The organism is Campylobacter sp. CFSAN093260, assembly GCF_012890095.1.
GTDB classification, from domain to species: domain Bacteria; phylum Campylobacterota; class Campylobacteria; order Campylobacterales; family Campylobacteraceae; genus Campylobacter_D; species Campylobacter_D jejuni.
Genome location: NZ_CP040618.1, coordinates 1,431,677 through 1,455,028 on the forward strand (window position 1 = coordinate 1,431,677; position 23,352 = coordinate 1,455,028).

The following is a 23,352-nucleotide window of genomic DNA, read 5'->3' on the forward strand; positions in this document are numbered from 1 at the left end:
TATAAAAAATGATAAAAAAAATTTTAATGGGTATATAAGTAACAAAAATTAAGAAATGATAATATCATTTTCTTGCTTATTTACAACCTTGGCAATAATTTTAGCTTGAATATTTTCATCTTCTAGTTTTTTTAAACATTCTAAGGAATCTTTTTCACTTATAGAAATTAAAAGTCCTCCTGAAGTTTGTGGATCACAAAGTAATAATTTTTCTTCATTTAAATCAGGGGTAAGTTCTTTTATAAATTCTAAATTTTTATAAGCTCCAGCAGGAATTAAACCCATATTAAAATACTCTTTTACTCCATCTAAAAAAGGAAGTTCACTTTCAAAAATTTCAAAAGAAATATTTTTATTTAGCATTTCTTTTAAATGTCCTAAAAGTCCAAAACCTGTAACATCACTCATGGCACTTGGATGAAATTTAAGAGCAATTTGACTGGCTTTATAATTTAACTCCATCATGTTTTTAAGCATTATATCTAAATGTTTTTGATTTAACATTTGCGCCTTTAAAGCTGTACTTAAAATTCCTGTTCCTAAAGGCTTGGTTAAAATGATACAATCTCCGATTTTAGAAGTATTATTAGCAATAAATTTACTAGGATGTACTTTTCCTGTAACACTAAGTCCAAAAAAAAGCTCGGTGCTTTCTATAGTATGGCCACCCACGACTAAAGCATTACATTCTTTAACTTTATCATTTGCACCTTCTAAAAGCTCTTTTAAGATGTTTAAATCATGATTGCAAGTATCAAAACCTACTATATTTAAGGCATTAATTACCTCTGCACCCATAGCAAAAACATCGCTTAAAGCATTTGCTGCAGCAATAGCACCAAAATGATAAGCACTATCTACTATAGGAGTGATAAAATCAAGCGTTTGCACCAAAGCTAAATCGGGGCTGATTTGATATACGCTTGCATCTTCATTATTTCCGATATCACTAAGTAAAGCAGGAGTTTTTTGCATGAAATTTAAAATTGTTTTAAGACCACCCGGGCTTAATTTCGCTGCTCAGCCTGCTGCTTTAACAAAATGCGTTAAATTTTGATTTTTATATTGCAGTGTTTTTCCTTATAGAGTAATGATTTTTGCTTTACCAAAAAGCTCGTTTAAAATTTCATAAGCATTGCCTATATTTCCTATTTTAAGTTCTTTGCTTTTATTAAAAAATTCTAGACAAGCTCCACAACTTATGATCTCAATACCTAAATTTTCAAGTTCTTTCATAGCTAAATGTGCTTTATGATTTTCATCAACATTGATTAAAACACTTTCATTTACGCAAAGAATTTTACTTGGAGCATGATCTAAATTTTTTAAGGTACTTAAAAATCCTACAAGTAAATTTTGTCCGAATTCACCCTCACCCACTTTGTCGGTTTTTAAAAATAAAACATTATAATCGTGAATATTTACTTCACTAGAATCAAAATTCTTTTTTTGTACTTTGATGCAAAACTCTTGTGCATTTTCATCTACAACAGGGTTTAAATTTAAAGAGTTAAGAAATTTTACAACATTATTTTTTGAAATAATAGAATTTAAAACAATTTCTAAAATTTCATTTTCTTGAAGTTTTTCAAGAGCATTTTTTGTTTCAACTATAGGCTGAGGACAAGATAGATTGCGACAATCAATTTTCATTATTTTTCCTTGATATTAGCTTTGAAAAATAATATTATTTTATTACTTGTTTTGTGTTTAAAAATTTTAAATAATATAGAAAAAATTTAAAAGCTCAAAAATGAGCTTTTTTAAAATCTTTTTTTATTCACATCTTCAAGAATTGCCGCAGCAATTTGATTGACTTCATTTGTTATATTATTGGTGACATTTGCAACTTCGACATTTTCCTTAGTTACAGTTTCAAGTTGTGCTATAGCATCGTTAATCTGTGTGATTCCTGCTGTTTGTTCTTTTACAGATTCTGCTACTTCATTTACGCTTTGAACAAGTATATTAATATTTGCCTCGATTTCAGATAAGGATTTTCCTGTTCTTTCCGCAAGCTGTCTTACCTCATCTGCAACAACTGCAAAACCACGCCCATGTTCTCCAGCACGTGCAGCTTCAATAGCTGCATTTAAAGCAAGAAGATTCGTTTGCTCAGCGATATCTTTAATCACATTGACAATATTTTTTATATCATCAGCTTGTGAAGCAACCTCAACTGTTTTTCCACTTACATTTTGCATAGAAGAATTAATCTCCTCTACAGCTGCAGCCGATTGTTCTAAAGAACTCGCTTGTGCATTAGAGCCATCAGCAAGTTTTTGCATAGAATTTTTTAACTCTTCTGACTGATTGGCTAAATCTTTAGCAAAATTTGAAGAAGCTACAAGCATCTTTTTAATTTCTTTGCCTAAAATATTAGTTGTAATCTCAACTTCACCTTTAGCATTAAATACTTCTGTACTAAAATCAAGAGCCTTGTAACTATCAAAAACTCTATTAATTTCATTCATATTAGAACCAATTTTACTTTGTAAAACATCAAGCATCCTATTAAGAACATTTTTAAGTTCTACTAATTGAGGATTTATAGGATTTTTAGTAATTCTTGCAGTTAAATTACCCTTTTCGATTTCTCTAGCAGTTTGCACCGATTCATCTACAGCATTTTGATCTTGTTCTAAAGATATTTGAATCTTTTCAATATTTTCATTTATGATTCTTCCCATTGCTCCTAGCTCATCATTAGCACGAATTTCAATAGCCTTAGGTTCAATTTTTTCATGATTTAAAAAACGGAAAAATGATTCTAAAGAACTAAGAATCACAGGCAATCTAGATGCGACAATTTTTCTTACGCAATAATAAACCACTCCTAAAACAACAAAAATAAAAATAAAAGATGCACCAAGAATAATTAATTGTAATTTTTTTAAGGGTTTAAATACTGAATATTTAGGAGCAGTTACCAAAACTGCCCAAGAACTATCTTGCACTTTAAAACTATTAATCGCAGCATAAGAATCATCACCATCAGAAGCTATATAGTTAAAAACTCCATTTTTTCCTTCACTTATGGCCTTATAAGTTTCTTGTGCACCTTTATTAGGATTGATATCTTTTAAATTTTTTAAAACTAGATTTTTATTTGGATGTATCGCCATAAAACCATCTGAATTTAAAAGAACTCTTAATTCACCATCATATTTTTGACCTTTAGGGTCTAAAAGATAAGTAGCAATATCTGAAAAATCTAAAGTCATGCCTATGACACCTACAACTTGATTTTTTCGATCAAAAATAGGCATAGCAACATTTACAGCATCAAAATCTTGACCTTCTAAATTCATCTTAATAGGACGGCCTATATATACTTTATTTTCCCCATATTTTGCTTTTTTTAATATATCTTGCACAACTTGCAGATTAGCTATTTCATCACTAGCTTGTATTGCTTTTATTCCGCCTTTATTATCCTTTTCTTCATCAGCGTAAAGCATAACAAATTTTCCACTTTGAGTATTAAAAAATTTACTCTCTTCTTTAAAGTATTCTGGCGGATCAATAAGATACAAATAAGTAAAATTAGAATAAGCACTATTATCAAAAGTATTGGTTATAATATTTGTTATATTGTCTATATCTAAATCTTCTTTAGAGGTTGATCTAAACATTTCTGTTAAAGTACCTGAAATACTTTTATTTAAAGCGATCATTTCCCCAAAAATTCCTTGAGTTTGAGTAGCATATTCTTTCGTGATAGAAGCAAGAATATCTTCTGTATTTTTGGTAATATTTTGACTTACTTGTTTTGTGATTAATGAAATTAAAATAACAAGTCCAATAACAACAACAGCTGCCACAGAAAAAATAAGTTTTAAACCTATATTTAAAGATTTAAACATCTTATAACTCCTAAAAAATAAAAAATTTAGATTCTAATTTTAACATATTTTTAAAAAAATAATATTAATTAATTATAAAAAAATTATGTATTAGTATTTTTTGATAGAAGATTTATTTTTTTCCTTTTAAAAACAATTCTTTAAAGCGTTTATTAGCGTATTCTTCTATGTCTTTTTGCAAAATAGAGTAATTTTCCATCAATTCCATAGCTCTAGGAGTAAGTTTTGTTCCTGATTCTTTAGAGCGTCCTTGTCTTGTGCTAACTAAAATTTCTTGAGAATTTTTTTGTAAGGTTTGTAAATGCATCCAAGCTTTTTTATAATTAATCCCCATAAGTTTAGAAGCATGTAATAAACTACCTGTTTGTCCGATAAGTTCTAAAAGTTCTGTTTTTCCTCGACCAAAAAGCAAATCTCCATCCGCATTTTCAATCCAAGTTTTTGTTCTTACTATAAATTGCTTACCTTTTTTTTCTTTAAAACAACCAAGTTGACAATACTTTACATCAACCTTATAAGTTTTTAAAGCTGAACGCATACCTTTAAGTCCACAACCTTCTTTAGCAATATCTCTTGCATCTTTACAAAAAATTCTACGCTTTTCATCTAAACTAGGTTCTATTTTTTTAAGCACTTCAATCTTTGCTTTTTCAAAATCTAAATGTCCAAATTGCCCCAACTCGCAATTATCAATTCTCATGTGATTTTCATCGGCTAATTGTCCGATTTTTTCTATATTTATATTAAATTTCTTTGCAATTTTAAAAGCCGTACCACAATCTAATTTTTCATTGCTATTTAACAATTCTCTCATATATGAGATGATTTCTTTTTCTTGATTTTTATCCATGAATTCTAAATTCTCCACTATAAATATTGATCTTATTTTCTCTAGCAAAACCACAAAGCGTTAAATCAAATTTTCTTGCTATCATAACCCCTAAACAAGTAGGAGCCGTGCGTGAAACAAGCACTGGAATTTTATGCATAACTGCTTTAGCTACCATTTCAGAACTTAGCCTTCCACTAACCATTAAAAAACATTGACTTAAATCAACCCCAGCTAAATGTGCTTTTCCTAAAGCTTTATCTATGGTATTATGTTGAGCTATATCTTCACCTATAAAAAAAGTTTTCTCATCTACAAAAAGCTTAGCCGTATGCACACAGCCTGTTTTCTCGTAAAGCTCGCATTGAGTATAAAAAGTACTCATTTGTTTTAAAATTTCACCTTTGCTAAATTTTGCATCAGAACTAATTTTACTCGCTTCAATGGCTTCTGGATCGATATTTGCAGTATGTGCTCTACCACAACCACTTATAACTACACCTTCAGCATTAAGCTTTGCTAAATTTTCTTTATCAATCTTTGCTTTAATATGCACACTCATACCATCATCTTTTGTTTCTATACTCTCAATATCACTTACTTTCGCAATGATATTTTCACTCATTAAATATCCTATTGCTAATGCCTGTTCATCTACAGGAGTTGCCATTAAAGCACCTACTTTTTCATCATTAATAAAAATTTCAAGCTTAATTTCACGCACTAAAGTATCATCACATGTAAAAGATTCATTGCCTTTATATTTTAAAATTTGAGTTGTAAATAACGGATCCATACCTTATCCTTTAAATATCTTTAAATAATATTATATCAAAAAAACATAAATAACAAATTCACATATGGAAAAATAGATTTTAGATTCAACTTATAAAATAAAATTCGTTCTATTTATTTCAAAAAAGCTTAAAACTACCGCTATGCAATAACATAGCGGTTAAAGATTAAATTTTTACATTAGGATCATAAGAAAAACTAGGTTCAATTTGCTTTTTATTGCTTAATTCTTTATACCAATAAGAATGTAAAATATAAACCTCTTCTTCTTCTTTATAACCACTAATCATAGAATGGATACTGCCTTTGATTGCAAATACTGCCATATAAATATGCACACCAAAAAACACTGCACACACTATACCCAAGAAATTATGCACTATAGCTGAAATTCTTAAAAGTTCAATTTGAGTTAAACCAAAAAGACCTTGAATTGCCGTGGAATTAAAATCAAGAAAATACATAAATCCACCTGTAATTATCATCAAAAATCCACCAAATACAGCTATATAATACCAAGATTTTTGACCAAAATTAAACTTACCTGCAGGTACAGGACGTTTTACTTTGCTTAAATAACCACCTACTATCATCATCCATCTGATATCATAACTTGCAGGAAGCATTCTTTTAATCCACCATAAAAACATAGGGATTATAGAGATGATAAATAAAACCGTTGCAAAAGCATGTAAATTTTTACAAACCCTTACAAAAAGTCCGCCTCCAAAAGTCGCCCCAAACATCATCACAAAACCAGTTGGCACTAAAATCACCCAAGAAATTGCCGCGATAAAATGAAAAAGTCTTTCAAATAATGTAAAAGCATAAATTTTCTTTCCATCGTGTGAAAATTGCTTAGGTCCTATAACCATATAATGCAAAGCAAATGCAGATAATACCGCAATAACAGCGATTAAAGCTATAGTAGCTATATATTCACCTTGCAAAGTTGTCCAAAGTTTGCCAAAAGTATCATAATTTGGGATATTTGTAATACGATGAAAATCCCAAATTTGAGTATCTTGTCCCATTCTCTCGCTACCATAAGCAAATAAACTCACTACGCTTAATAAAAGCGTTACAAATACTTTTCTCATAAGCGTTCCTTTCCTGTGTAAGCAATCTTCCATTCCAAACTTTCCGAAGGATTTGGAATGCCATAATTTCTATTCATAAGTCTATTATGATAAATCTCTTCTATTTTAGAACTTTCACCTACTAAAAGTGCTTTTGTTGAACACATCGCAGCACATACAGGGACTTTTCCTTCTGCGATACGATTTTGACCATAAAGTTCTCTTTCTTTTTCTGAATTCGTTGCTTCAGGGCCACCTGCACACATAGTACATTTATCCATAATGCCTTTATTTCCAAAAACACTATCTTTTGGAAATTGTGGTGCACCAAAAGGACAAGCATAAAGACAATATCCACAACCTATGCAAATTTCTTTATCGTGTAAAACAATACCATCAGCACGGATGTAAAAACAATCCACAGGACAAACGATAGAACAAGGAGCATCATCACAATGCATACAAGAAATAGAAGTTGAAACTTCTTTTCCTTGAATTCCTTCATTTAAAGTAATCACACGGCGGCGGCGAATATGAATAGGAAGCTCATGTGCTTCATCACAAGCTACCGCGCAACCATTACAATCAATACAACGCTCATTATCACAAAAGAATTTCAAGCGTTCTTTTTCTAAATTTGCAAAATTTACCTTACTCATTTTCCATCCTTACTGATTCTACAAAGTCCACCTTTAGTCTCTGGAATCTGACACATGATATCATAACCATAATTTGTTACCGTATTAGCACTTTCTCCGCTTGCATAAGGCTTAGTTCCTTCTGGGAAATTGTGCGTTAAATCCACGCCTTGCATAACTCCTGTAAAATGGAAAGGCAAGAAAATCATATCTTTTGCTACACCTGGATTAACCTTCACTCTTACATGAATTTTAGTACCTTCTGGAGAATGCACCCAAATCATATCTCCTGCTTTAATGTCTTGCTCTTTTGCTAATTCAGGATTGATCTCACAAAACATTTCAGGTGTTAAACGCGTTAGATACATAGATGCTCTATTTTCCATACCTGCACCATTTAAATTCACAAGTCTTGCAGTAACAAGATTAAGCGGGAATTCTTTAGAATAATCCTTAGCTTGTTGCACAGAAACAAATTTAGTATCCACGCGGTAAAGCGCTTTTTGATCTTCAAAACTTGGATATTTTTGCACCAAATCGTTTCTTGGAGAATGTAAAGGCTCACGGTGGAGTGGAATTTTATCTTTAAAAGTCCAAACTACAGCTCTAGCTTTAGCATTTCCATAAGGAACTATGCCTTTTTCTATACATTTAGTTGCTATGATATTGCTATCATCATAAGACCAAGTTGATCCCATTTTTTCTTTTTCTTGAGCACTTAAAGTAATACCTAAAACTTTTTCTATATTATCTTTAGTAATTTGTGGATAACCTGTATCAATAGGTGAATTTAAAGGTGCATTTTTAGCAAGTAAACTCTCTCCTTCATATTCAAGTCCAAAATTGTTTCTAAAGCCCATACCACCTTTTGCTACTTCAATGTCGGTATTATAAAGCACAGGAGAACCTGGGTGCTTATCACTCCAACAAGGCCAAGGAAGCCCGTAATACTCGCCAGCAACTTCGTCTTTTCCTTCTAAAGTTACCTCATCAAATTTATCCCAGTATAAAGTATGCTTTTTAAGCCTTTCAGGACTCCAACCATTAAGCCCTATACTTCTAACTGCTTTTGCAATTTCTCTTGTTGCATTTTCAGGCCAAACAATCTCACCTTTTTCATCGCGTAAAGTCTTGGTAAAGTCTTCATAAAAACCTAATTTTTTAGCAAGCTCAAATAAAATTTCTTGATCTTCCATGCTTTCATAAAGTGGATCTACAACTTTAAATCTCCATTGTCCGCTACGATTTGTTGCTGTTACACTTCCGCTTGTTTCAAACTGTGTTGCTGCAGGTAAAAGATAAATTCCATCTTTTCTTTCTGCAATAATCCCTGCTTCATTTACAAAAGGATCGGCTAAAACTAAAAGCTCTAAAGCTTCCAAACCTTCTTTAACTTTTACTTGTTGTGCAGTCGAAGTAATACCATTTCCCATAACTACTAAAGCTTTTAAAGGCGTTCCTGCATTATCGATAGCATCATTTCCATCTTTTCCATTTAAAGCCGCTGCCCACCATCTAGCAAGTGAAAGCCCAGTTTTATGCATCCAATCTTTGCTTACAAAATTTCCTAAAAGCCACTCATAATCCACACCCCAAATTTTGGCATAGTATCTCCAAGTCGCTTCATTTAAAGGATAATAACCTGGTAAATTTTCGCTCAAACAAGCCATATCTGAAGCACCTTGAACATTATCGTGTCCGCGTAAGATATTAACTCCACCACCAAATTTACCTATATTTCCAAGTACCATTTGCACAATAGGTGCTAAACGTGTATTTGAAGTTCCTACAGTGTGTTGAGTTAAACCCATAGCCCAAATAAGCGTAGTTGGTTTGTTTTTAGCTACTTCGTGAGTGATTTGCACCAAAAGTTCTTTAGAGATCCCTGTAACATTTTCTACTTCTTCGGCTGTCCATTTTGCTGCTTCTTCGCGAATTTTATCGATTCCAAAAACTCTTTCATCAAGATATTTTGTATCTTCTAAGCCTTCATCAAAGATGATTTTTAGCATTCCATACATGAAAGCAATGTCGGTTCCTGGACGAATTCTTGCATAAATATCCGCTTTTGCCGCACTTTTTGTAAATCTAGGATCTACAACGATAAGCTTTGCACCTTTTTCTTTTGCTTTTAAGAAATGTCTAAAACCCACAGGATGATTTACCGCTGGATTTGCCCCAATGATAATGATACATTTACTTCTTTGAATGTCTCCAAGATGGTTTGTCATAGCGCCATAACCAAATGTATTCGCCACACCGGCGACTGTTGCGCTGTGTCAAATTCTAGCTTGATGATCTACATTGTTCGTTCCAAAAAATGCTGCAAATTTTCTTATATAATAAGCTTGTTCATTATTAAGTTTTGCAGAACCTAAAAACATAACACTTTCAGGATTTTCTTTACGATAAGCAGCTAGTTTTTCTCCGATCTCACTTAAAGCTTGCTCATAACTTATGCGTTTCCATTCTCCATTTTCTTTTTTCATAGGATATTTTAAACGCACATGTGAACGCACCATATCGATCATATCAGATCCCTTGCAGCAATGTCCACCTGAACTCACAGGATGATCTTGAGCGATTTCTTGACGCACCCAAACACCATTTTGCACTTCTGCAATAATCCCACAGCCTACAGAACAGGCTGTACAAACTGTTTTTACTTTTTTACTACCTTCATAAGCTTCTTTAAGCTCATCAGCACTCGCTTCTCTTAAAGTTTCACTTCTAGCAAGCAACGGTGTTGCTAGACTTGAAAGTGCTGCCATTTTAAGAAAAGAACGACGCGTAAGCTTGATATTTTCACCTACACTTGACATTACTCAGCCTTTATATAATAATTTTCCCAATTAGCACTTCTTTGAAAAAGCACTTCTTTTTTCTTGCTTTTACCTTTAACCAAATCTTTTCTTTCTTCATCTTTAGCTAGAGCTAAAGTTGTGCTACCAAGCACTCCAGCAGCCCCTAAGGCAAAAGCGGATTTTTTAAGAAATTCCCTGCGATTTTTCACGAGTCCTCCTTTGTTTATTTGCTTCTCTTCTTAAAAATTCCGAACGCGATAGATCATTTTGCACTTTTTTAGAATTTATTTTTGCAGGTTTTTCCACTTCAAAGCAAAGTCTTTCAAATTCCATAAAAGCCATCGCAATACTTGCAATTTCCTTATATAAATTCGCATTTTTATTCATGAAAACATCGCCTAAAAACTCATCAATGCTTTTATTGATCACTTTTTCAAAAAGCTCTTTAGCTAAATCATCTTCATTTTGCCTTAAAAATTCACTCATCAACAATAAACAAAATCCAACACTATCTTCACTTTCTTTAAAAAATTTTTCATTGCGTCTTATTTTACTTTTGACTAAAATTTGACGTACGCAAAGTAAAGGATTTGAATTTTCAAAACCTTCTTCTATGTAAGAAAAAGTCGTTGGAATGCTGTTTTTAAGACTTAAAAAAAGCAAATCGTATTCTTTAAAAAATGCTTGTATAGAATTTTCATCATCTAAATGCTTAAGCAAGATATCAAAATTTGATTTTAAATTTTCATCAAATAAACATTCTTGCATTGTCTTTAAATACTCTTGTAATTTTGACAATCTTTCTTCAGAAAATGAAAAAACAAAAAGCTCTCCTAGACATTGATAATAAAGACTTCTAGCTAATCTTAATTTTTCCAAATCCATTAAAGCCTCCATGCATTCAAAATTTTCAAAAATAGCTTTAAATTTTGCTTGAATGAATATTATGCAAAATATACCTAATATTCATTTTAAAGCCGATTTTTAAATCGATTTATCTTAATACTATTTGATTTAAAAATCACTGAATTTCAATAAAATTCCACAAGGATTTAAAATCTTAAAAAATCATATCAAAGTATTGAAAATTAGATATTTGAGTTGATTTTATATTTGAAAAAATAAAATACTTTGCATAAAATTTATATCTTTGATTCTCTTCCAAATAAAATTAACATTTTATGCAAATTATAAATAATATTAATTTCTTAAAGAATAATCCTTATAAGAAAATTCTCTTATCATTTGAAGTTCATTTTTATGGTCTAAAAGCATGAGATTTGGAAGTCTTATACCATTAAAAGTTGTGTTTTTCACAATGGTGTAATGAATTTGATCTAAAAAAACAATTTTATCGCCGATTTTAAGCTTTTTATCAAAAGCGTACTCTCCCATTACATCACCCGCTAAACAAGTATTTCCAGTAAGTAAATAGGCAAATTCGTTTTCTTTTAAGTCTGAAATTTTTTCATTTTCTCTTGTGGCTAAAATTCTAGCATTTAAAACTTCACTTGTATAAGGCATGATGATAGTATCTGGCATATGTGCTTCGCTTGAAGTATCTAAAATGGCAATTTGTTTTTCATTTTCTATGATATCTACTACACTAGCAACCAAATTTCCTGTTTGCCAACCTACCGCTTCACCTGGTTCAAGATAAACTTGTACACCATATTTATCGCTGAAATTTTTACACAAAGCAATAAGTTTTTCAACATCATAGCCTTTTTTGGTGATGTGATGTCCTCCTCCAAAATTCACCCATTTCATTTGCCCTATCCATTTACCAAATTTCTCTTCAAAGACCTTTAAAACAGCTTCTAAAGCGTCAGCACTTTCTTCACAAAGTGCGTGAAAATGAAGTCCTTCTATAGCATTTAAATCCACATTTTCAAAATCTTTAGCACGAATTCCAAGTCTTGAGTATCTTCCACAAGGATTGTAAAGTTCTTTTGGGGCTAGAGAAAATTCAACATTGCAACGAAGACCTAAGGAATTTTTTTGTGTTTTGCTTTGAAATTTATGAAATTGAGCTAAAGAATTAAACACTATATGATGAGATAAACTGGCTATTTCACCTATTTCATCTTCTTTAAAAGCAGGTGAATAAGTATGAATTTCTTTATCCATGTATTCTTTAGCAAATTTTGCTTCCCAAAGTCCGCTACAAGTACAACCTTTTAGGTATTCTCCAACAATTTTCATCGCTCCTGAAAAAGCAAAACCTTTTAAAGCTAAAAGCACTTTAGCACCACTTTTTTCACCAACACTTGCTAAAAGCTCACAGTTTTTTCTTAATTTATCTTCTTCTAAAATATAAGCTGGAGTTTGAATTTTTTCATAAAACATTATTTTTCCTTGATTAAATTGCTAAAATCATAACAAAATTAAACCAAATTTTCATAAATATTTACTAAAACTAAAAAAATAATGACTATAATACAAAAAATCAAGCAAAAGGAAAAACTAATGAATAGAAGAAATTTTTTAAAATTTAATGCACTTACTCTAGCAAGTATGGGTGTAGCCTATGCAAATCCTATGCACGATATGCACTCCATGCATAAAAATCATTCTATAAATCATGACTTAGATACTTCTTTTATCAACTTTGCTCCAAAAAATTTAAAACTTTTAGATCCAAAACAATTCCCCCAAAGAGAAATTTTAAAAGCCTTGCCTTTGCTCAAAAATGAAAGTAAAGAAAAAAATATTTTTCGTGCTACCCTAGAAATCAAAGAAAATCATATAGAGCTTATCAAAGGTAAAAAAACCTTATTTTATACTTACAATGGTCTAGTACCTGCTCCAAAAATAGAAGTTTTTGAAGGAGATAAACTTGAAATTTTAGTCAAAAACAAACTCAAGGAAGCTACAACTATACATTGGCATGGCGTTCCTGTGCCACCTGATCAAGATGGAAGCCCACATGATCCTATCTTAGCAGGAAAAGAAAGAATATATCGTTTTGAAATTCCTCAAGATAGCGCAGGAACTTACTGGTATCATCCACACCCTCATTATACCACTTCTAAACAAGTTTTTATGGGTTTAGCAGGGGCTTTTGTGATCAAAGCAAAAAAAGATGCTTTAAGTCATTTAAAAGAAAAAGATTTGATGATTAGCGATTTGCGTCTTGATGAAAACGCTCAAATTCCGAACAACAACCTAAATGATTGGCTAAATGGTAGAGAAGGAGAATTTGTACTCATTAATGGACAATTTAAACCTAAAATCAAACTCGCCACAAACGAACGCATACGCATTTATAATGCTACTGCAGCAAGATATTTAAATTTACGCATACAAGGAGCTAAGTTTATACTTGTTGGTACTGATGGTGGACTTATAGAAAAAGCTATTTATAAAGAAGAACTTTTCTTAAGTCCTGCTTCTCGCGTAGAAGTTTTAATCGACGCTCCAAAAGATGGGAATTTTAAGCTAGAAAGTGCTTATTATGATAGGGATAAAATGATGGTAAAAGAAGAACCTAATACCCTATTTTTAGCTAATATTAGTCTAAAAAAAGAAAATGTAGAACTTCCAAAAAATTTAAAAATTTTCAAACCTTCAGAAGAACCTAAGGAATTTAAAGAAATAATCATGAGTGAAGATCATATGCAAATGCATGGTATGATGGGAAAAAGTGAAAGCGAATTAAAAATCGCTCTTGCGTCTATGTTTTTAATCAATGGCAAAAGCTATGATTTAAAACGCATTGATTTAAGCTCCAAGCTTGGAGTAGTTGAAGACTGGATAGTGATAAACAAATCTCACATGGATCATCCTTTCCACATACACGGCACGCAATTTGAACTCATCTCATCAAAACTCAATGGCAAAGTTCAAAAAGCCGAATTTAGAGCCTTAAGAGATACTATAAATGTGCGTCCTAATGAAGAGTTAAGACTTAGAATGAAACAAGATTTTAAAGGGCTTAGAATGTATCATTGTCATATTTTAGAACATGAAGATTTAGGAATGATGGGAAATTTAGAAGTAAAGGAATAAAATGGTAAAAGTGGAATTTTTAGGCCCCATAAATAAAGAAAATTTAGAACTTGAGGTAAAAAATTTAAAAGAATTAAAAGAAATTTTGCAAAAAGATGAGAGTTTAAAAGAATGGCTAGAACTTTGTGCCGTATCTTTAAACGATGAAATCATTTTTGATGAAAACACTAAGTTAAAAGATGGTGATAAAATAGCACTTTTACCACCAGTTTGTGGGGGTTAAATGAAACATTTTACACTCTATCAAGGTTCTTTAGATATTCCTAAAATTTATAGCCAATGGTATGAATTTGCCAAGGATAAAAACTGCGGTGCTTTGCTGACTTTTTGTGGTATTGTGCGTGAAGAAGGAGGCATTGAGGCACTTAGTTTTGATATTTATGAACCGCTTTTAAAAAAATGGTTTAATGAGTGGCAAAAAAGAGTAGATTCTGATGGTATTAGCTTGCTTTTTGCTCACTCTATAGGCGATGTGGTGGTTCATGAAAGCTCTTATTTTGCAGGAATTTTAAGCAAACAAAGAAAATTAGGACTTAAACTTCTTAATGAATTTGTGGAAGATTTTAAAGCAAGTGCACCCATTTGGAAGTATGATGTGATAAACAAAGAAAGAATTTATGCCAAAGAAAGATCAACCAAGCTTTGCGGTGCAGGACTTTTAAAAGGATAAAAAATGCTAATGTCTTATGAAGAAAGTTTAAAAATTTTACATTCTCATATCAAAACTTATGAAAAGATTGAAAAAATAGCTCTTACAGAGTGTTTAGGACGCATTTTAGCTCAAGATATAAAAGCCCCTAAAAATCAGCCTGAATTTCCAACCTCGGCTATGGATGGTTATGCGATCAAATTTGAAGATCAAGACAAGCCTTTAAAAATTTTAGGCCTCACACCTGCGGGTACTATGCCACAATTTAGCGTACAAAATGGCACTTGTGTAAAAACCTTTACAGGCTCACTCATGAGCGAAGGAAGCGATACTTTAGTCCCTGTTGAAAATATACGCATAGAAAATGATACTCTTTTTATAGAAAAAAAAGTTCCCCAAGCTTTTGCCGTGCGTGCGGTAGGAGAAAACTATAAAAAAGATGAAATTTTACTCAAAAAAGGCACAAGGTTAAATTATAGCGAGATAGCTCTTTTAGCTGAACTTGGATTTTTTCACATTAGTGTATTTATAAAGCCTATTGTAGGGGTTTTAAGTAGTGGAAGTGAGATCAAAGATCTAGGAGAAGCCTTGGAAAATCCTGCTCAAATCCGCTCTTCAAATCATATCGCCATAGCTAATTTAGCTAAAAATTTAAATTGCGATACAAGGGTTTTTCCTCTTTTAAAAGATGATGAAAAAGCCACTTTTTCTACACTTGAAAGTGCTTTGCAAAGTTGTGATATTTTGATTACAACGGGCGGGGTTTCTATGGGGGATTTTGACTTTTTAAAAAAAGCCGTCAAAGAATATGAAATCATCATCGATAAAGCCGACATAAAACCAGGCAGACATATCAAAATAGCTAAGGCTAATGAAAAATTCATCATCGCCTTACCAGGTTTTCCTTACTCGGCTATGGTAATGTTTAATCTTTACGCAAGAGAGATTTTAAGCTCTTGGTTACTTCAGCCTAAAGACTATATTTGCAAAGCCTTTTTACAAGGAAGCTACAAGAAAAAAACACCTTATTTGGAATTTGTCGCTTGTAATGTGGAATTTAAAAATGGACGCATTTTAGCTAATCTTGAAGGTAAAAAAGAAGGCTCTAGTGCGATTATAAACAATCTTAACAATAAAGCCGCTCTTATGGTGGTGCCAAAAGAATGTGAAATTTTAGAAAATGAAAGCTTAGTGGATATTATCTTTATGCCTTAAAATTATTTAAATAATTTTATTTCGATTTTAATCAACCCTAAATTTCAATAAGTTTCAAATTCGCAACCTCCTTTTAGTGGAGTAATTAGCCCTAGCGGAGTTTCAATCCACTAGGGTTTATTTTAGTCCCTTTTTAAATTTCTTTATGGTAAAATGCAGAAAATGGAGATAGACAAGATTTTCCTGTTTTAGTCCCTTTTTAAATTTCTTTATGGTAAAATTATTTGAACGCTTAAAATCAAGAAAATATTGTTTTAGTCCCTTTTTAAATTTCTTTATGGTAAAATGCAGAAAATGGAGATAGACAAGATTTTCCTGTTTTAGTCCCTTTTTAAATTTCTTTATGGTAAAATAGATATTTACCAGATAATGAAAATTTCGGGGTTTTTTCATGAAAAATAGCAAAAATTATGCTATAATCTCATAAGAAATTTAAAAAGGGACTAAAATAAAGAGTTTGCGGGACTCTGCGGGGTTACAATCCCCTAAAACCGCTTTTAAAATTCAAATAAATTTTGCTGATGATATTTTTCTTGTTTTTTGTTTATTTGAATTTCTTCATTATTTGAATTTTTATATTTAAATTCTCCATGACTATCTATATCAAAAAGCGTTAAATTGGTTTCGTTATTAACTTTTTCGTTAAAAACTATGCCACCAAGCAAAAGCTCCATTTTATCAAATTGCTTTTCAGTGATGATTAAAGCCCTTACATTTCCATAAGGTGGCAAAATCTTTTTTACATTTTCAATAGAACTTTTTGCAGAACTTAAACCCTTGCAAATACGCATATAAACACTAAATTGCAGCATAAAATAACCTAATTTTATAAGATTATTTCTAAATTTACTTGCTAGTTTTTGCTCTTTTTTACTTTTAGTAGGTACATCAAACATCAAAAGCACACGCATAAATTTATCTTCAATCATCAAATTTCACTATCTTTAGTTCATCTTCATACAATAAAGCATTTTTAAAATTTGCCACATAATGATTTATCGCTCTGTTTAAAGGATAATTTTGCCCATCAAAATTGATTTTGCTTTGTAAATTGCCAATCAACGCTCTTTTGTCATCTTTGCTTAAAAACTCACTTTCACCCTTAAGCTTTAAAACACAATCATCAACACTAGCCCTAAACACTTCTATCAAATCATCACAAAGCGCAAAAGAATTATAAATATTATCGTGCTTTATGCCAAGCCAAGGCAAAAGCCCACTTATGCAAACTGCTCTAATAATACAAGCCCTAATGATTGCATAGCCATAATTTAAAGCAGAATTTTCAAAGCAAAGCTCATCTCTTGAAAAAGAAGTACCAAACAAAGTTTTAAAATAAAGCGCCGCCGCAACAGCTTCAATATTTTTACTATCATTTAAGCTTACTTTTTTAGCCAAATTTATAAGCTCATTGCTTTGCTCTATTTTATTGTATTTTTTTAAGATAAAGGCTTGATTTAGGATTTTATTTTTAATGATTTTTTGCCATAAAATAGCCTTTTTTTGAGCACTTACATTCATTTGCTCTTTTGCGATTTTTGCACTTTGAAAATGCCCTAAAAAAGGAGTAAAAACACCATTTATACTATGAGTTTCATCGCAGGTTAGCAAGATGATTTTATGCCTTGCAAAAGCGTTAAAAAGTGCGGAACTAATGCTTACTTGTAAGCTTTCTAAAACGATGATATTTATATCTTTTAAAAACAATTTGGCTATATTTTCATCTTGCTTAATCACAAGATGATTTAGCTCTAAATTTAGCTTGGCATTAGAGCTAATAAGCAGTGTTTTAAAAGCTTCATCGTAACTCATTTTTTAAAATCTTCTCTTTGTCTAAACTCAGCCTTTGTAACTTCCCCAAGTGCTGAAACTATGTATTTTTCAAATACTTTTAGATTTTGAATTCCTATGCTTTTTGCGATTACTTCTTTTTCATTTGCATTTTTAAACAATATTTTTTGATTTTTGCTTAGCGTTTCAAATTTATTATCGTGTTTTGAAACAATCAAACTAACAGTAGAGCTTGTAAAAGCATTATAATAAACAAATTCTGGCTCTTGCATATCTTTAGTTTGAATTAAAATCAAACTATCTTTGTATAAAGAAAAGCAAAACTCATAATTTTCATCCATTAAAATCCAGTCTTTTATCTCACCTTTTTTACTTCGTGCTACAGCTTTATTTGGTAATACTTTTAAAGCAAAATCCATAGTATAAATTGGCACAGCATAAAATTTATTTGTCTTTTTGTGTTTAAAAATATCCACTCTAAACATATCGCCATTTTTAACAATTTTACCATTTACTTTGCGGATTTTACCAAGCTCTAGGGCTTTTAAAACTCCTTCTTTTCCGCCGTATGATTGATAGAATTCTTCTTCTTTTCTAAATGTTTCTTCATGTAAGGCTCCGCTTGGCTTTTTTCTCTCAGGTTTTGAGACAAAAATTTCATCAATTTTATCTAAAACCTTTTGCCTAAAACCACTAAAAGGCTCAAAAAACTTCCTTTTGTTTTTATAATCTAATTCACTAATTTTTTTTGCATAAAGTTCTGCACTGTTGCTTTCTTGCTCTTTTTTAAAATCTGAAAAAGCCTTTACGATAGAGTTGTTTGCATAAGCAATAATTACTGCATCGATGGCGTGATGAAGATGGTTATTTCTATCCTTAGCGCTAAAGCCCCAAGTGTGTCTTAAAGCCGATGTAAGCATACCGCTTTTTGCTTCTACATGCACTTTTGAGCCTTTTTGTGTGTCGTTTAACTTTGTATTTTCATCATCGCTTAAAGGTAAAAAATCTAAATAATCTTTAGTGTAGTTTAAAACAAGCCTTGCGATGTAGCGAGTATCGTTTAGATTTCTATCTTTAAAGTCTTTTTGCTCTTTGTCTTTGTAATTTTTATCTAAAATTCTTTTTTGCTTTTTAGTAGGTAAATTTTTTGCTAAAACTTCAATTTTCTGCCATTTTGCACTATCATTGCCAAAGGCTTCAAAGGGGGTTTGATTAAGTTTTTCTTGATTTTGCTTGGTAAAAACTAAAACTTTATTCATATAAGAATCATCAAAACTTCTAGAATAAGGGTAAATGTGATCAATTTCAAGCATTTTTTCATCTTGCAAATCACTAATTTTAATCTTTTCTCCACTATAAGCACAAAATTCTTTTTGTTCTTTAAATAATCTTAATTTTAAAATATTTTTGCTATTTATTTTTAAGCCTAGTTTTTCACATTCAAGTTCGGCGTCTTTTTTGGCCTTGTAGTTTTCATTTTGCTCTTTTTCTATTTTAGCTCTTTGGCTGTAATTTTTACCTACTTCTCTTGCTAATTCAATGTTTATTTTATGCACTTTGCCGTATTTTTTAAGTAAAGCATTTAAGACCTTTCTGTATTCTTTAATCGCTCTTAAAACCACAGGATTAGTTACCTCATCTTTATAATAAGTTTCATTAAATGCGGGTAAAAAATCTTTTTTATCTTCATTGATTGCTACTTTTAAATTAAGCTCATTACAAGCTTCATCGTATTTTTTACCTTCAAGCATTAAAGGAGTGATAAGTTTTAAGGCTTTAAAACTTATATTTAAATGGTCTTTAAATTCCAATTTGCTTAAACTATCAATTTGATTTTGATTTAAATCATATTTTGCTAAAGCCTTTTTAAGCTTAATCTCATCTTTTATAAGGGTAATATCTTTTGCTATTTCATTTAAATCATCTTGGCTTAAACTATGATCACCTAGGGCTTTTATAAATTCTTTATATTTTTTAAACTCAATAAAATAAGTTCCTTTTTCCCCTTTAAATTCATAATCATCGCTTAAGCCCAAAAGCTTTTTTGTTTGTTTATAAGTTAGAGTGCCGTTTTTTAAAACTTCATTCAAAAGGGCGTTTAAATCATCTTTTGTATATAAAATTCCTTCAGTATTTTTAAGATTGTTTAAAAGATTGATAATTCTTGTAAGTGCTACAAACATAAAAGCTAAGGGCGAATTTTTTGGCGCTCTTTTTTCATCGGTAAAAAAACTACAATTTCCCACCAAATGAGAAAAATCTTTTAAAGCCCTTTTATAAAATGCTACACTAAGCACCTCTTCTTCAAATTTTTTTGAAAAAGAAAAGCCAAATTCTCTTTGTTTTTTAAAAATAAGCTTTAATTCATCTTTTAAAAAACTTTGCGCTATGCAGCGTTCATAACTTTCTTTTTTATTTCTAACATTTGTAAATTCTTTGGAATTTTCTTTGAATTTTTGAAAATACTCTTTATAAAGATACTCGCCCACACTTTGATAATTTGCTAGTTTTTCTTCATTTTGCTTGATAGCTTTTAAAATCGCACCTTTTTCTTTATCATCACTATTTTTAATATCATCATAGCCACGCCTTTTTGCAATATGTAAAATCACTCTTGCAAAATCTTGCTTACTTAAAAGCTCGTTTAAAGCTCTAAATCTTAACTCATAAGGGCTAATTAAAGATCCTTTATAAGCCTTGGCTAAACTTTCATCAAAGCTTTGATAATCTTCGTAATTTAACTTAAATTCATTTGCGATTAAATGTTTTAAGTGATTTAGCCTTGCTTTGCGTCTAGCAAGGCGTTTTCTAGCACTTCTTGCAAGGCGTCTTGGCAAGGCTAAGGATTCTCCTGTTTTGGGATTTTCAGCCTTTGTAAAAATCCTAACTCCACAATCTTTTAACTCATCATTTTCACTAAATGCCCAGCCAATAGAGCTTATTCCTATATCAAATGCCAAAATTCTTGCCACACTAGATCCTTTTTAATATTTATGATTTGTGTATAATTATAATACAAAAATCATTTTTTAAACAAACATAAACTTTTCAGTAACCAAACTATACATATTATTAATTTTATAATGTAAAAAATAAGTAAAATTTTAAATGAAAAATATTTATTAGTTAAATTTTAGCTAAAATAAAATAAAAGCTAATAATAACTTTAGGAGAAATCATGCCAATTTTTATGATATGTTCTACACTTTTAGCGGTAATTGTCGTTGCTTATTATATACTTAAAAAATACAATCCTATTTTTGTATTTTTTCTTTCAGGTATTATCTTGCTTATTTTTGCTTTTTACATCACAGGAACACCTATACCCAAAGCCCCGAGCAGAGAACATGCAAGCTTTTTGAATGTTTTACTTGATAGCTATGCTTTTATCACAGCGACTTTTAAAAGTCAGCTTTCTGGAGTAGGACTTATTATCATGAGTGTGGCAGGTTTTGCTACTTATATGAAACATATCAATGCTTCGGCTAAACTCGCTTTTTTAGCAAACAAACCTTTAGGAAAAATCAAAAATAAATATTTGATTTTAAGCGGAACTTTTATCGTTGGAATGGCCTTAAAAATTGTTATTTCTAGCTATGCTGGACTTCTTTTGCTTTTATTAGCATGTATTTATCCTGTTTTAATCTCACTTAAAATCCGTCCTATTACAGCTGTATGTGTGCTTTCTTTGATTGCGCTTGATTATGGTCCAAAAGATGGAAATTCAATCAATATGGCAGATATGGTAGGACAAAGCGATAATGTCGTGGGGCTTTTTTTAAATTATCAAATTTATAGCGTGATTGCTTATGTGATGGTTATTGCTATCTTAATACCTTTTTACTTTGCTTGGATTGATAAAAGAGATAAAGAAAAAGGTGTTTTAAATGATGAAGTTGAAATTCCGCAAATCATTGATCCTAAATGCCCTACTTTTTACATACTCTTTCCTTGGTTACCTGTTGTATTTTTATTTATAGCGTATTTTTTTACTATCAAGCTCGATGTTGTAACAGCAAATTTTGTAAGCATTTCTTTAGTTTTTCTTGTTGAATTTGCAAGACACAGAAATGCTAGAAAATTAGGCGAAGATATGATGGTGATTTTAAAAGCTATGGCTGAAATTTTTATCTCAGTCGTAAGCATAATCATCGCCGCTGGAGTATTTGCTGAAGGCATTAAAGCACTTGGTGGAGTTAATATCCTTGCCAACGCGGTTTCAAGTCTTGGAACAGGAAATTTTGCATGGTTTGGAATTCTTTTGAGTATAGCTATTTTAAGCTTTTTAGTTTATTTTGCCACAGTGATTATGGGAAGTGGAATTGCCGCTTTTAATGCTTTTGGAAAACTAGCTCCTGATATAGCTACAAAATTAGGCGTTGCACCTATTACTCTAGTTTTACCTATAGAAATTGCATCTTGTTTAGGTCGTGCAGCTTCACCAATAGCAGGCGGAATCATAGCTTTAGCTGGATTTGCAAAAGTAGCTCCAATGGATATTATAAAACGAACCACTCCTCTTTTACTTATCGCTATGCTTGTAAATGTACTTGTAGCCTTTTATCTAGCACAAACCAATCCTTTGCCAAAAGAACAAAACACTACAAAAATAGAACTTAAAATACAAAAATAAAGCGTATTGACGCTTTATTTTCATTCTAAAACAATACCTTCATTAATGCAAATTTCGCCGATAATAAAGGCATCTGAATTTTCTAAAACCTTACTTACATTAGAAGGATCTACAACCATTACTAAACCCACTCCCATGTTAAAGCTTCTATACATTTCGCTTTCTTCTACAGCCTGTCCTATAGTATAAAAAATTTCAGGAGTTTTAAGATGATGTTTGCGTATAGTTGCACCCATACCACGAGGCAAAACGCGTGGTAAATTTTCTACTAAACCACCCCCTGTAATATGAGCTAGAGCACTGATATAAGGCTTTAATGTAAGAAAATCACGCACATAAATCCTTGTAGGTTCTAACAAAATATCAATTAAATTTTTACCCTCTATCTTGTCATCAAATTTTAATTTTAAACTTTCAAAAAGTACTTTTCTAGCTAAAGAATAACCATTTGAATGAAGTCCTGAACTAGGAAGTGCCAATAAAATATCACCATTTTTAACAAATTTACTTCTATCAATCTCATCTTCTTCAGCCATACCCACTGCAAAACCCGCAAGATCAAAATCATCTTTTACATACATTCCAGGCATTTCAGCAGTTTCTCCGCCAATTAATGCACAATTTGCCATCTTACATCCCTTGGCAATGCCTGATACAACAGCCTTTGCTACTTCTACTTCGAGCTTGGCTGTAGCATAATAATCTAGGAAAAACAAAGGCGTAGCAAAATTACAAATCAAATCATTCACGCACATTGCTACTAAATCTTGCCCTATAGTATCATATTTTTTAGCATCAATTGCCAAGCGAAGCTTGGTACCAACCCCATCTGTTGCACCTAAAATCACAGGCTTTTTAAAACCACTTGGCATTCTAAAAGCACCAGCAAAAGAACCAATTCCACCTACAACATTATCATTAAAAGTTTCTTTAACCAAAGGTTTTATAGCCTCTACAAAGGCATTTCCATTATCTATACTTACGCCTGCATCTTCATATGAAATTTTCATTTATTTTCCTTTAAGAACTAAAAAGGTATTTT

The 23,352-nt window shown here is 31.3% G+C and carries 20 protein-coding genes; 5 read left to right on the forward strand and 15 right to left on the reverse strand.

All coding sequences use genetic code 11. The features are described from left to right. Positions 1-48: 48 nt before the first annotated feature. From selD to nspC, 11 genes are all read right to left on the reverse strand, one after another. Positions 49-1,071, reverse strand: coding sequence for a selenide, water dikinase SelD (gene selD / locus FBF22_RS07245; protein WP_079254328.1), 1,023 nt, complete (start codon positions 1,069-1,071; stop codon positions 49-51). Between the two features lie 9 nt (positions 1,072-1,080). Beyond that, positions 1,081-1,653: a sulfurtransferase-like selenium metabolism protein YedF gene (yedF, locus tag FBF22_RS07250; RefSeq protein ID WP_002884771.1), complete on the reverse strand. Its 573-nt coding sequence runs from the start codon at positions 1,651-1,653 to the stop codon at positions 1,081-1,083. 110 nt (positions 1,654-1,763) lie between these two features. Further along, positions 1,764-3,866, reverse strand: a complete 2,103-nt coding sequence (ccaA, locus tag FBF22_RS07255) for an aspartate chemotaxis receptor CcaA (RefSeq protein ID WP_002833220.1) — start codon at positions 3,864-3,866, stop codon at positions 1,764-1,766. 112 nt (positions 3,867-3,978) lie between these two features. After that, positions 3,979-4,716: a winged helix-turn-helix domain-containing protein gene (locus FBF22_RS07260; protein WP_002867231.1), complete on the reverse strand. Its 738-nt coding sequence runs from the start codon at positions 4,714-4,716 to the stop codon at positions 3,979-3,981. Further along, entirely contained in the window at positions 4,709-5,491 is a 783-nt protein-coding gene (gene fdhD, locus FBF22_RS07265) for a formate dehydrogenase accessory sulfurtransferase FdhD (protein ID WP_002867230.1), read from the reverse strand. Before fdhD ends, FBF22_RS07260 begins: the two co-directional genes overlap by 8 nt. Before the next feature lie 166 nt (positions 5,492-5,657). Continuing rightward, positions 5,658-6,590, reverse strand: a complete 933-nt coding sequence (locus FBF22_RS07270; RefSeq protein WP_002867229.1) for a formate dehydrogenase subunit gamma — start codon at positions 6,588-6,590, stop codon at positions 5,658-5,660. Then, positions 6,587-7,228: a formate dehydrogenase FDH3 subunit beta gene (gene fdh3B, locus FBF22_RS07275; protein ID WP_002851264.1), complete on the reverse strand. Its 642-nt coding sequence runs from the start codon at positions 7,226-7,228 to the stop codon at positions 6,587-6,589. The genes FBF22_RS07270 and fdh3B overlap by 4 nt, the downstream gene beginning before the upstream one ends. Then, entirely contained in the window at positions 7,225-10,029 is a 2,805-nt protein-coding gene (locus FBF22_RS07280) for a formate dehydrogenase subunit alpha (protein WP_079254195.1), read from the reverse strand. Before FBF22_RS07280 ends, fdh3B begins: the two co-directional genes overlap by 4 nt. Then, positions 10,029-10,220 (reverse strand): twin-arginine translocation signal domain-containing protein, encoded by a 192-nt coding sequence (locus FBF22_RS07285; protein ID WP_002851537.1) that lies wholly within the window; start codon positions 10,218-10,220, stop codon positions 10,029-10,031. Before FBF22_RS07285 ends, FBF22_RS07280 begins: the two co-directional genes overlap by 1 nt. Next, the gene (locus tag FBF22_RS07290) at positions 10,195-10,908 is read right to left on the reverse strand and encodes a molecular chaperone TorD family protein (protein ID WP_012006785.1); all 714 of its coding nucleotides are present in this window, start codon (positions 10,906-10,908) and stop codon (positions 10,195-10,197) included. The genes FBF22_RS07285 and FBF22_RS07290 overlap by 26 nt, the downstream gene beginning before the upstream one ends. A 303-nt stretch (positions 10,909-11,211) precedes the next feature. Next, the gene (gene nspC / locus FBF22_RS07295; protein ID WP_002855819.1) at positions 11,212-12,360 is read right to left on the reverse strand and encodes a carboxynorspermidine decarboxylase; all 1,149 of its coding nucleotides are present in this window, start codon (positions 12,358-12,360) and stop codon (positions 11,212-11,214) included. A gap of 120 nt (positions 12,361-12,480) precedes the next feature. Between nspC and cueO the strand changes: the two genes are divergently transcribed. The 4 genes from cueO to FBF22_RS07315 are packed head-to-tail and all read left to right on the forward strand — an operon-like array spanning position 12,481 to position 15,886. After that, positions 12,481-14,022 carry a multicopper oxidase CueO gene (gene cueO / locus FBF22_RS07300; RefSeq protein WP_145620998.1) on the forward strand — a complete coding sequence of 514 codons (1,542 nt, stop codon included), beginning with the start codon at positions 12,481-12,483 and terminating at the stop codon, positions 14,020-14,022. Position 14,023: 1 nt separating this feature from the next. Continuing rightward, positions 14,024-14,245 (forward strand): MoaD/ThiS family protein, encoded by a 222-nt coding sequence (locus FBF22_RS07305; RefSeq protein ID WP_002779488.1) that lies wholly within the window; start codon positions 14,024-14,026, stop codon positions 14,243-14,245. After that, positions 14,246-14,692, forward strand: coding sequence for a molybdenum cofactor biosynthesis protein MoaE (locus tag FBF22_RS07310; protein ID WP_002838167.1), 447 nt, complete (start codon positions 14,246-14,248; stop codon positions 14,690-14,692). It abuts the gene before it with no gap. A gap of 3 nt (positions 14,693-14,695) precedes the next feature. After that, the gene (locus FBF22_RS07315) at positions 14,696-15,886 is read left to right on the forward strand and encodes a molybdopterin molybdotransferase MoeA (protein WP_002874620.1); all 1,191 of its coding nucleotides are present in this window, start codon (positions 14,696-14,698) and stop codon (positions 15,884-15,886) included. Positions 15,887-16,383: 497 nt separating this feature from the next. Here FBF22_RS07315 and cas2 read toward each other — a convergent pair whose 3' ends face one another. Genes cas2 through cas9 form a run of 3 tightly spaced genes read right to left on the reverse strand, consistent with a single transcriptional unit; the run spans position 16,384 to position 20,649 of the window. Beyond that, complete coding sequence (gene cas2, locus FBF22_RS07320) at positions 16,384-16,815, reverse strand: CRISPR-associated endonuclease Cas2 (RefSeq protein WP_002797817.1); 432 nt, start codon at positions 16,813-16,815, stop codon at positions 16,384-16,386. Next, positions 16,808-17,698 (reverse strand): type II CRISPR-associated endonuclease Cas1, encoded by an 891-nt coding sequence (cas1, locus tag FBF22_RS07325; RefSeq protein WP_002799307.1) that lies wholly within the window; start codon positions 17,696-17,698, stop codon positions 16,808-16,810. The genes cas2 and cas1 overlap by 8 nt, the downstream gene beginning before the upstream one ends. Further along, positions 17,695-20,649 (reverse strand): type II CRISPR RNA-guided endonuclease Cas9, encoded by a 2,955-nt coding sequence (cas9, locus tag FBF22_RS07330; RefSeq protein ID WP_002799306.1) that lies wholly within the window; start codon positions 20,647-20,649, stop codon positions 17,695-17,697. Before cas9 ends, cas1 begins: the two co-directional genes overlap by 4 nt. 206 nt (positions 20,650-20,855) lie before the next feature. Between cas9 and dcuC the strand changes: the two genes are divergently transcribed. Next, positions 20,856-22,310 carry a C4-dicarboxylate transporter DcuC gene (dcuC, locus tag FBF22_RS07335; RefSeq protein ID WP_165433233.1) on the forward strand — a complete coding sequence of 485 codons (1,455 nt, stop codon included), beginning with the start codon at positions 20,856-20,858 and terminating at the stop codon, positions 22,308-22,310. 20 nt (positions 22,311-22,330) lie between these two features. Here dcuC and purM read toward each other — a convergent pair whose 3' ends face one another. Then, positions 22,331-23,320 carry a phosphoribosylformylglycinamidine cyclo-ligase gene (purM, locus tag FBF22_RS07340; RefSeq protein WP_002888587.1) on the reverse strand — a complete coding sequence of 330 codons (990 nt, stop codon included), beginning with the start codon at positions 23,318-23,320 and terminating at the stop codon, positions 22,331-22,333. Positions 23,321-23,352 lie beyond the last annotated feature (32 nt).

Excerpts from the sequence above, each read along its gene's own strand:
- cas1 (WP_002799307.1), bottom strand. The coding sequence starts at position 17,698 with ATGAGTTACGATGAAGCTTTTAAAACACTGCTTATTAGCTCTAATGCC.
- fdhD (WP_002867230.1), bottom strand. The coding sequence starts at position 5,491 with ATGGATCCGTTATTTACAACTCAAATTTTAAAATATAAAGGCAATGAA.
- dcuC (WP_165433233.1), top strand. The coding sequence starts at position 20,856 with ATGCCAATTTTTATGATATGTTCTACACTTTTAGCGGTAATTGTCGTT.
- FBF22_RS07315 (WP_002874620.1), top strand. The coding sequence starts at position 14,696 with ATGCTAATGTCTTATGAAGAAAGTTTAAAAATTTTACATTCTCATATC.
- fdh3B (WP_002851264.1), bottom strand. The coding sequence starts at position 7,228 with ATGAGTAAGGTAAATTTTGCAAATTTAGAAAAAGAACGCTTGAAATTC.
- FBF22_RS07305 (WP_002779488.1), top strand. The coding sequence starts at position 14,024 with ATGGTAAAAGTGGAATTTTTAGGCCCCATAAATAAAGAAAATTTAGAA.
- FBF22_RS07310 (WP_002838167.1), top strand. The coding sequence starts at position 14,246 with ATGAAACATTTTACACTCTATCAAGGTTCTTTAGATATTCCTAAAATT.
- cueO (WP_145620998.1), top strand. The coding sequence starts at position 12,481 with ATGAATAGAAGAAATTTTTTAAAATTTAATGCACTTACTCTAGCAAGT.
- FBF22_RS07270 (WP_002867229.1), bottom strand. The coding sequence starts at position 6,590 with ATGAGAAAAGTATTTGTAACGCTTTTATTAAGCGTAGTGAGTTTATTT.
- cas2 (WP_002797817.1), bottom strand. The coding sequence starts at position 16,815 with ATGATTGAAGATAAATTTATGCGTGTGCTTTTGATGTTTGATGTACCT.
- ccaA (WP_002833220.1), bottom strand. The coding sequence starts at position 3,866 with ATGTTTAAATCTTTAAATATAGGTTTAAAACTTATTTTTTCTGTGGCA.
- FBF22_RS07290 (WP_012006785.1), bottom strand. The coding sequence starts at position 10,908 with ATGGAGGCTTTAATGGATTTGGAAAAATTAAGATTAGCTAGAAGTCTT.
- FBF22_RS07260 (WP_002867231.1), bottom strand. The coding sequence starts at position 4,716 with ATGGATAAAAATCAAGAAAAAGAAATCATCTCATATATGAGAGAATTG.
- nspC (WP_002855819.1), bottom strand. The coding sequence starts at position 12,360 with ATGTTTTATGAAAAAATTCAAACTCCAGCTTATATTTTAGAAGAAGAT.
- yedF (WP_002884771.1), bottom strand. The coding sequence starts at position 1,653 with ATGAAAATTGATTGTCGCAATCTATCTTGTCCTCAGCCTATAGTTGAA.
- purM (WP_002888587.1), bottom strand. The coding sequence starts at position 23,320 with ATGAAAATTTCATATGAAGATGCAGGCGTAAGTATAGATAATGGAAAT.